The sequence below is a fragment of the Microvirga aerilata genome (assembly GCF_016743775.1).
In the GTDB taxonomy this organism is placed as follows: domain Bacteria; phylum Pseudomonadota; class Alphaproteobacteria; order Rhizobiales; family Beijerinckiaceae; genus Microvirga; species Microvirga aerilata.
Window position 1 is genome coordinate 1 of sequence record NZ_JAEQMY010000133.1, and the last position, 9319, is coordinate 9319.

Below are 9319 nucleotides of genomic sequence, written 5' to 3' on the forward strand. Positions count from 1 at the left end.
TCTCGATGAAGCCCACGAGGCTGAAGCGGACCCAGCTTGGGCGAACATACTGGAGAGCATTACGCGCGAGGTGAACCATGCTGCCGATCATGTAGAACTGATCCCGCCGCATCCCCGACTACTGTCAGTACGTCTGGTTTACCCGAGGGCAGGGCAAAGAAGTCCACGGCCCCTGTCCTATGTTGCTCGATGGACACTGAATAAGCTCATTCCAAGCGTACTACCTATGCCTCAACGTGATCAGAGGAGGCCGCCATGCTCGGGGATAAACACCCTCGGCTGGCTATGTTAGGCATTGCAGCCATTGGCGTGATTGGCCTTCTGCTGATGTGGGTCTTCATCCCCTAAGCAGCCTTAGTTCTGTTGGTCAGGTACTCCTTAACATAATGGCCAGCAGCGATCCCGGTCAGCAGCCGATGCAAATGCCCTTTGTAGCCTTTCTCAGTCTTTCGTCTCTGGCCCGCTCTACGCCCTCAGCCTTCTTACGGTTAGCGGTCGCCATGGCTGCACTCTCCTCCGAGCTGTAGGCCTTCGCTGCCGTCCCATTTCGAGCCGATCCAGTCATTGCTCGCCCCTGCGCATGTGCCGCTTGGGAGATGAGGGCGAGAGCCAAGATAGTAACGATTGTCAGAACGTGCATAGGTCTGTTCCAGAGGTTTTGAACTCAGATGGTAGCACACTTATGGTGCCAGAGGGTTAGTGAGGCATTGGCGCAAGTTGCGGGGAGGAATGGCAGACCCATGAAAAAGCCACGGTTGAACGGTCAAGTTTGGCGATGCGGTCTCGCCCGCCGAGCCGCAGACGCCCTGGTTGAGGATCCCCGAACCCGATCCCCTCAGCCGGGGCGTATCTATTTCAGCGTCGAGGGGACTTTTGCTTAGGGTAGGGCTCGCAATCCTCGGTCCTCGACACACGGACAGCACGCCCTGGCTGAGAGTTCTAGCGACAGCCGCGGCTGTCGCGTTCCTGTTTTAACCATTTGTCACGGGTGTCGTTGACGGGCAACCATGCTCATCAATAGATTGGCTCGTGGATCTGAGACAGTTCCACTCACGCCCTGGCAGTGAGGCCCGCCCGCCTTCATAGCCAGGGCGTTTCAGTAATGCATGCGGCTATAGCGGGGCAGATAGAGCTGAGATCCCTTGCGAGGGCGCCTGCCGGTCCAAGGCGCAGTGGACGCTGTCAGGAGGCAGGTCGTTTGCTGAGCCTAACGTGCTGGAGATGTTAAGCGTTGGCCTTGCGCTTCCTGAAGCCCCTTCAGAGCCTCGACCGACTTCGACCGTCGGATAGCAGTCACCCCGTGCTCCTTCCGCTGGCCATCTTCGCCGGTCGAGCGGTCGAAGATGGCATCGCGCGCAGTCTTGGACATGGCCAGGACAGCTTTGGCCTCGCATTCGTGCTGCCATTCCTCAGACCAGATGCTGACGTGTTGGCTGGTGACCTCAGAGGCAGTGGTGGCGTCGCGGGAGTAGGTCATGCCCCGTATCTTGCACGAGAAAGGTGAGCAAAGAATCGCCGCGTCACGAAGGACAACACGTACTCGATCAAGTTGGCTCTAGTGGCCCCTGATTTTCCGCAACATGGATTTGATGTGCTCCTTTACCGCAACGGTGCCACCGTCCATTTCATCAGCGATGTGGCTGCTCTGCTTGCCTGCGAGGAGGGATTCAAGGACCTGGGCTTCCGGCGCTGACAATGCCGGGGTGGTACTGCTCTGGCGTGGACGAGCGATAGCCTCAGCGCCCTGGGATTGCTGCTGGCGGAACTCTGAATTGTTCTCGTTTGCCGCGCCTGAGGGTTCCTCGTCATGGAAGTATTCGATCTTTGTCTTAAGCCTTGCCACCAGCGGCCCCAGCCCTGTTAACCTAGGAAAATCACCTAAGCTGTAAGATTTATCTCGGGGAGGCCTGACAATACTATACCGCTTCGGGGGTATTAACAGAGTCTTAAGATCTGGGACAAACGCGGGAGTAGGTCATGCCAACGGGTTTGACTGAACATTGGTCTGCCATTAGTCCCGAGGAGGCTTGAGTTCTCCACTCAGCACTTGGGTGCGGACCCTGTTCGCCTCAGCTCTTGGGAGCCCTCGCGCTATGCAAACCGAGTTCACGTAAACCGCCCAAGTGTGCTTTGCTTCGTCGTCCAGCTTGATTGAGACGTTCATAGTCGAGCCCCTTTGATGTGCTGAGAACTCGAAAAGCTAACGCCACGAAAGGGAAGAGCGTTGCAACGTGACCGTCTGCTGAAGCTGCAAAGGGCTACATGCCGGCCGCCTTCCGAAGAGCGGCATTGATCCGATCCTGCCAGCCTGGCCCGTCCTCCTGAAAGTAATCGAGAACGTCCCGATCAATCCGTAGAGTCACCATCTCCTTGGCGCCAGGGATCGAAGGTGCCCTTGGCGTAGGTTCTGCAGGCTTGGTCGTCGCCTTCTTGAACGCAGCCTCGGCAGCTTGGCGTGAATCTCCCGTTGCCCTGAATCTGCTTGGTTGCTTCGACATCGATGTTTGCTCCGGTACGGGTTGGTCGCCTAGTGCGTTGTATTCGTCTCGGCGAGGGTTGTGGCTACTAGGTCGAGATCCTGCCGACGCAGGTTCATCGCTCCAGGTGTTCTGCCCATAGTAAAGAATGCAACAGCAGTGCAGGCAAGCAGGATAAACGGACGAACGAGCAGCAACATGGAAAGGCTTCCGCAACGGGAGGCGGTCTGGAACTATGCTGGTGAAGCAACCCTTGCTGACAGGGCAGGGCAATGCCCTTTCCCGGCTATTCACAGGTTCATATCTCTCGGGAGATTTCAGAAACCAAAACGCTCCGGCGGAAGTGACATCCACCGCAGCATAAACGGCCTCGCCGATCTGTTCGTTACGCCTGACAGTGTGGCACAGATCCAAGCCATGGCGAACCAAAGTGGCCGTTCGCCAGTGGCGGAGATGTTCGCCCGGCAGCTTCTCCAGATGCCGCGGGAGCTCCGGCCATAGACGATGCGCAAATACAGTGTCTGGGCGACTCAGACAATCAATCTGCTGGACGAGGCCGATGAGGCAGAGGAGGACCTTGCGACGACCAACGTTACGGAGAGCATTAGTGGGCAGGTGAAGCAATAACGCCTCAGAACCGAAAGCCAGCGCCAGCACCACGCCCTGTCATGATAGGCTGGATTGATGGTTCGGGCGCCGAGCGCTCCGCCTGATCAGATGCAGATGGTGACTGAGTATGTGAAGAAGTACCTTGAACAAGCGCCGTCTTCGATGCTGATTGCTCAGGATTGAGGGCTGACGGAGGTGGAGCAATGGTTGTCGTGCGGGGTAGGACACCCCGGCTGTCGCCGATTTGGCATCCAGCCAGAGCAGCGCCGGTCACAAGCAGGGCGGGAATGGCTGCAAGCACTTTCATGAACATGCCCCTGAATCGCATACGAAACCGCCCGAGTACGAAGCGTACGCTGTCCGCACAAATTCAAGCTGTTTACGCGCTTAGCCTGAATGGAGCTTACGCATCGGCCCTCTTCCTGGCAGGTGCACGGCGCTTCGGCTTAGGGGGCTCAGCAGGTGTCGTGACAGTCTCCTCGAACGCTGCAACCGCTTTTGCGGCAGTCTTTTTTCGTATCTGGCCAAGGCCGAAGCTCTTGGCGAGTTCAGACCGTTTCGCAGCATAGTTGGCTGCAATCATCGGGTAATCGGCCGGAAGCCCCCACTTCGCACGATACTGCTCAGGGGTCAGACCCAACTTTCCGAGATGGCGTTTGAGGGACTTGTACTTCTTGCCGTCCTCAAGGCTGATCAGGTGATCCGGCGTGACAGACTTCCGGATGGAAACGGCCGGCTCTGGCTTCTCAGGTTCGGCCTGCTTGGGACTTGTCAGGCCCTGCAGGGCTGCATGGACGGCTGCAATGACGTTAGGGAGATCGCCGCGGTGAACTGAGTTGTTGGCAACGTAAGATGAAACAACGCCTGCAGTGATGCTGGTAAGATCTGCTGTCTGCTGTTCAGGGGAATCCATAACTCATCCAATCTTGGGAAGATGCGGTGCGGTAGATCGTACACTCGTTTCATGCGGTCAAGCCGTTCAAGCATATTCTGGAGCGAAGGCTTGAAGGTCTGAGGGATAGTTGGCGCAGGGGAGAGTGCAGGCACTGAGAAGCTCCGGCTGACCAACACCAACCTCGGGAAAGTAGAACGTCATTTTCCTGTCAAGGTTTACCAGCCAAGGTCCGCCTCATTGCAGTTCCGAGTAACTATATCTAACCAGATTGTTTGTCGGCCCCACCGGCTCACGCCGGTGGGGCTTTTATTTCAGATGTTGCATGAAGCGGTACCGGCTTCTGGCCGTTGTTCCCGTCGGCACAGAACTGCACTACGCGCTCCTGCCATTCGAGCAGGTGGGGGAGCGTTGAGGTGATCACCGCAAATCAAGAGGGAATAACTCCCGGCGCTGGACCGTTCTTGCTGTGTCACAGCATTGTCAGGCTGCTTTGTTGGTGGACACCGGCAGCCAATTCAGTTCCGTAGGGGCAAACTACGGATCGGGGGCCGCGCCCGCGCTCGCAACAGGAGGCGGGCGCGGCCTATTTGCCGAACTGTTCCTCGGACCTCGGCCCAGGGCTAGTGTGGTTAGATCCAGCAAGGCTGACCCGCAGCCCACGCCATCCTCTCTGTGATCAGGAGGGATCAACAAGAGGTGGGAAGCCCCAATGCAGTAGCGATCAGGTTGAATGAGCTTGGTCACGCCACTGCGAGAGGAGGACAGTGGACCACCACAGCAGTGAAGAGGGCTCTGGCAAGGATCGAGGCATAAGGACTGAGCAAGCCCAAAGCCCTATGCAGCGGTTGCGATGGTCGGACCTCGCTTCAGACCTTGGGGCGAAGACGACCCCCCAGCAGGTTGGGCACCTTGACCCGGCGGACAGATCCTCTCTTGTTGCCCCAAGAGGAAGTAGCTATCCGCAGACTTGAGGGATCAGGAGCGGCCCCGGTGCTCTTGGTCCCTCCCTTTCAGGCGAGGGGCCGGCATAGGGAACTCCGCGAGGCGTATTCTTCTAATCCCCGCTCAGATTTCAGCTCTGAATTTTTGGACCTTTTTAACTATCCAGGCATCACCCTCAGGTCGTTTCTAGGGAGGTCCTTAGATGTCTTTGTATGAAAAAACCTACATCATCGTGACTATAATCACATTGATGATGGCTTTATCCTGCCTGACCTACTTGGATGGGGATCTATAGCTTCACCCTGCAGGCCCTAAGAAGGTAAAAGGGCCACGCTGGACCCGTTGTTCGGTCATCAGTCGCAGCCCTCGGCCCATAGTGCCCCTACGGGTGGATTAGGATTATCTGATTTGATTGAATGACTTCAAACCTAAATTGCTACTCTAATTGGTTACCTAAAAGGTAGTAATGGATCAAAATAGCTAAGAATTAGCTTGCGTGTAGCTTTTACCACTCTCTACGTTGCTGGGACCGATCACGAGATTTGCCCCTACGGGTCGGAAACTAGAGCGCCCCTCGTGAGACGACAGGGCGCTTTTCTTTTGTCTGCTGTTTAGTCATCTCTCCACATTCTCCCGTTCAAGGATGATCAGGCGGGAGAGGCCTCCAGCCAACAATGTGTTGGTCGAAGTAGATGTGAGTGCCGTAGCGAGCTCCAAAGACGCGCCAATAGCGCCGTCGTGTGATGTCATCGGTTTCCCAGACGCCGACCGTCACCGGATAGGTGGGCGTTGCCTCCTCGTCTTTGATCCAGAGGATTACGGGTGTTCCGTCCCGTGGTGCCAGTCTGACCGGTAGCCAGTCGTTCATGACAGCCCTTTCCCGGCTCAAGCATCGAACTCTGTCCTGCCCTCACCAACCCGTCTGTCCCCTGAACGTCGTACACGGTGTCACCCGCAGGTAACAGTAGACGTCGATCTGCGGGAACCATGGACTTGGCAGTTGATCCCCTGCACTCATCGGCCCAGGTAGGCATGAACATAAAACAAATTCATCCCCTGGGCATAACCATGATCAAGCAACTGTTGTATTGGGCAGCGAAGCCCCATTCGCCAATCGACAAGGGTCTCATGGTTACGGCTCTATCAGCAGCCAGCGTCGCCTTCTTCATCTGCGCACAGTTGCCATAAGGCTCCCCATCATCGCTGACGGGCTTTCTTGGTTGGATGGGATGGGAGTACCCGTCAGCCTCAAATCACCGTCGGTGATCGGACGGCGACACAGCAAATGCTTGATCCTGTGATGAGGAAGGGTATCCCTTGAGTGCCGCTCCTTGTGACGTCATGGAGAATTCGAGGGATCTGGTGAACTCAAAGCAGACAGGCGATGTTGTCTCTGTGCCTAGTATCCCTCCGTTCCCTTGAAGATGCTTAGGCTCCTTGACTGACCAACTCTGAAAACTCCCTCTGAGATCCCCAGGAAGCCCCACCCCCTGGGGTTCTTTTTTGCGCATATCAGATCATCAGCGCCATGGTTTGGGCAAAAGGGCCGTGACCTTGCGAACCTGCAAACAGGCAGGAGGCGTGTGTCATGCTTATGGACCTCTCGCTTTCGCGATCTCCAGGAACGATATTGCCGAGATCGTTCTCATCTCGAGTGCTCACCTGGCACTGCCAAAAATGCAGTCAGACAAGCCAAGCTGAGGTGAGCTCATATCTGAACAGTAGACGTGGTGAATGATCTGACGGCCCAGGAGGCGGCATATGACGGAAGGCACAAGCCGAGGGTCCGAGGACGGCTACTTCAAGCTCTATACGCACCAGAAGGCACATCTGGTTCAGCTTGAGGAGGAAAACAGGCACCTTCGCTCCACGCTAGGTGATATGGCGGAGCATTTTAGTTGCTCGGCAGGGCAGCTCCCCTTACCTGCCGAGGACTGGCACAAGGCGCTCATCACGATCATTGACGCCGCTCTCCCGGCAAGGGAGGGGAGGCCAAGCTAAACTATGGGGATTGGTAGCTCCCGCGTCACGCCTGCATGACCTCCTCGCGCAGCCGTCGCTAAGGACTTCTGCTTAGGCCGATAGGCCTGCCTTGGCTTAAGCCACCAAGCTGAATTGCCTCTCCTCCTAACGTGGTTAATAACTCGCCTCGTTCATTGAGACATTCATCCAAGCACACAAACAGATTTCCTGAACTTCCGTAGGGGCACAGACGGACATCAGCCGCGAACACAGCAAAAGCTGGGCGCGGCTTTTTCTTTGTCGAAGGCAAGCCTGGCCGCCATGACGGATATCAGCCAGAGCCAGCGAGGTGTTGTGTCCAGCATGCTCAACCTGTCACGCAATCTCGGGCTGATCACCGGTGCATCCGTTATGGACGCCAGGTTTGAGCTCGCCGCTGGAGCTACCGACATGCAGCGGTGTCGGCCAAGCCCGGTGCTTCGGACATGCAGGTCACGTTCGCTTTTAGAAGCCGTCCCTTCGCAACTCGCCCTCCGCTCTGATTGTCCGAAGAACATGCCCTTTGGCGCTGACCGAACTGAACAGCCACGTTTTCATTGTTATGAATGAGGATCACTGTTCCTCGGCACGGCCGGCGTGCGGCCTCAGCAGATGAAGGAATGCCCATGGCTACGAAACAGAAGGACGGGACTACACAATCCAGCAGACACCGAAAGGCGTCGGAAAAGTCAGCATCGAAGTCGGTCTCCCGCTCGGCCGCGAAGAAGGAAGCTGGCGCTTCCAAACGTGCGCAGCCCAAGGCGATGGCCGGCTCGCGGTCCGCGACAAAGTCCCAGGCTGTTCCCGCAAAGGCCCGGTCCTCCGCGGGATCGCGCACCGCGGCACGCTCGACCTCGGGCGCAGCGAGGTCACGATCCACAACGCAGGCGCGCTCCGCATCTCCCTCGCGGACGCAGGGCAGCATGCTGGACCCGATGTCCTGGCTCTCGAGTCTTGAGACCACACTCACCTCGCAGCAGGCACGGTCCGTGATGGCGGAGGCCCTCAGGGCGGTCGCGAACGTGCTTGAGAAGCCACTATCAGGTGATCAGGGACAGGGCAGCGACACACAGCAGGGCAGAGACGCCGTGTCAGCTGCGGGAAGCCTTGGCGCCGAGATCGTTGCCGCTCCCCTAGAGGTCGCAGCGGCTGCCATCGGAGCTGCCGGGGAGGTTGTAACAAGCGCCCTCGGCGGGTCGTCGGGCGAAGAGCGCGGCAATGATGGGAGCCGGAAGAGCGGCAGACGGTCCCCCTCGCGCAAGAAGTCATCGGCAGGCGGCAACTAGCCAACGCAGTGATCGGCCGGACGGAAAGCAGATCCTCCAGGCTCAGCTCTGTCCGGCCGTCGTCGAAACTTGGTAAGGACGCTCCAGGTCAAGAGGCTGTTAGTTCTTTGATCGGCATAGTCGCGACAGCTTGCCTTCACACAGGGTTGAGGGACGGAACAATGGAGTTCGACAATGGCCGCATCAAAGAAAGACAACGCTGAGACAAAGGCAACCAAGAAGCCGAACCCGGCTCTGATGAAGCCGCTGCAGCCCTCGACCGAACTGGCGGCGGTGGTCGGCTCCTCTCCGCTGCCCCGCACGGAAGTGGTGAGCAAGGTGTGGGAGTACATCAAGGCCAACAATCTTCAGAACCCTGAGAACAAGCGCGAGATCCTGGCTGACGACAAGCTTCGGGCAGTCTTTGGCGGCAAGGACAAGGTCAGCATGTTCGAGATGAACAAGCACTTCGCCCAGCATCTCTCTTGAGGTCACCGATGCTGCAACACGGCCACCTCGCCTCAGCTCTGACGAGGCGGCCGTGCCCTCAACTGTTGCCTCTACAACTCCTGATTCGGCTGCTTTCCCAAGCCCTCTAATCCGTGACCGATTGCTCGCCAAGGCGAAATGGACCAGCAACTCTTTTGGTGAGGAGGGCAGGAGAGTGGGTTCCGGTACACAGCGTAGCTGATGCGAAACCCGGGCTTGGTTCAGGCCGCAAGGAAGAGTTCGCTCTGTCGCCAAGCGGCACAAGCTCTTCTTCCGTTTGGGCGTGCCGCTGCAATGCGCTCCTGAAAGCGTGCTTGAGCCTCCTTGAGTAATCGGCGTTTTCGGGCGAGGGGCTGAGAGGCAAGTGTGGTGTCCTGCACAATGGCAGCCGCCGCTGCGTATAGGTCGGCTGTTGCTGCATCCAGGCCAGGATCCCGCTCGAACAGAACAACCAGGCTTGCCAGATGCTGTCTGAGGAGCGTCTGCAGTTCGCGAAGGTAGGGCTGATCCCCGCCAAACTCGATGGCTTTCAGCGTTGGCGAGATCAATGCCAACTTCTCCTCGATCGTGTCGGTGAAATGCTTATCCGCCATGAGCAACTGTCTCCAGGTCAGAGGAAGCCCGCCCAGCCCTTAAGTCCC

General features: G+C 57.5%; 10 protein-coding genes. 3 read left to right on the plus strand and 7 right to left on the minus strand.

The genetic code is table 11. From position 1 onward, the window contains the following. Nucleotides 1-1207 precede the first annotated feature (1207 nt). From JKG68_RS29235 to JKG68_RS29255, 5 genes are all read right to left on the minus strand, one after another. On the minus strand, nt 1208-1477 hold the full coding sequence (locus JKG68_RS29235) for a DUF7696 family protein (RefSeq protein WP_202065599.1): 270 nt from the start codon (nt 1475-1477) through the stop codon (nt 1208-1210). Nucleotides 1478-1555: 78 nt separating this feature from the next. Beyond that, entirely contained in the window at nt 1556-1843 is a 288-nt protein-coding gene (locus JKG68_RS34625; protein ID WP_202065600.1) for a LuxR C-terminal-related transcriptional regulator, read from the minus strand. A 415-nt stretch (nt 1844-2258) separates the two neighbouring features. Next, the gene (locus JKG68_RS29245) at nt 2259-2498 is read right to left on the minus strand and encodes a BrnA antitoxin family protein (RefSeq protein ID WP_202065602.1); all 240 of its coding nucleotides are present in this window, start codon (nt 2496-2498) and stop codon (nt 2259-2261) included. 991 nt (nt 2499-3489) lie between these two features. Next, nucleotides 3490-3999, minus strand: coding sequence for a Ros/MucR family transcriptional regulator (locus JKG68_RS29250; protein WP_202065604.1), 510 nt, complete (start codon nt 3997-3999; stop codon nt 3490-3492). 1561 nt (nt 4000-5560) lie between these two features. Beyond that, on the minus strand, nt 5561-5791 hold the full coding sequence (locus tag JKG68_RS29255) for a hypothetical protein (RefSeq protein WP_202065606.1): 231 nt from the start codon (nt 5789-5791) through the stop codon (nt 5561-5563). An 893-nt stretch (nt 5792-6684) separates the two neighbouring features. On the opposite strand from JKG68_RS29255, the gene JKG68_RS29260 reads away from it, so the two are divergent. Further along, on the plus strand, nt 6685-6924 hold the full coding sequence (locus tag JKG68_RS29260) for a hypothetical protein (protein ID WP_202065608.1): 240 nt from the start codon (nt 6685-6687) through the stop codon (nt 6922-6924). A 403-nt stretch (nt 6925-7327) separates the two neighbouring features. Here JKG68_RS29260 and JKG68_RS29265 read toward each other — a convergent pair whose 3' ends face one another. Continuing rightward, nucleotides 7328-7804, minus strand: a complete 477-nt coding sequence (locus tag JKG68_RS29265) for a hypothetical protein (RefSeq protein ID WP_202065609.1) — start codon at nt 7802-7804, stop codon at nt 7328-7330. 43 nt (nt 7805-7847) lie between these two features. On the opposite strand from JKG68_RS29265, the gene JKG68_RS29270 reads away from it, so the two are divergent. Together JKG68_RS29270 and JKG68_RS29275 are read left to right on the plus strand one after the other, a co-directional pair. Beyond that, a complete protein-coding gene (locus tag JKG68_RS29270) occupies nt 7848-8210 on the plus strand; it encodes a hypothetical protein (RefSeq protein ID WP_202065611.1) in 363 nt (120 codons plus the stop codon). A 174-nt stretch (nt 8211-8384) separates the two neighbouring features. Continuing rightward, nucleotides 8385-8678: an SWIB/MDM2 domain-containing protein gene (locus JKG68_RS29275; RefSeq protein WP_202065613.1), complete on the plus strand. Its 294-nt coding sequence runs from the start codon at nt 8385-8387 to the stop codon at nt 8676-8678. 221 nt (nt 8679-8899) lie between these two features. Here the strand turns inward: JKG68_RS29275 and JKG68_RS29280 are convergent, their stop codons facing one another. Continuing rightward, nucleotides 8900-9271, minus strand: a complete 372-nt coding sequence (locus JKG68_RS29280; protein WP_202065614.1) for a hypothetical protein — start codon at nt 9269-9271, stop codon at nt 8900-8902. Nucleotides 9272-9319: the final 48 nt, after the last annotated feature.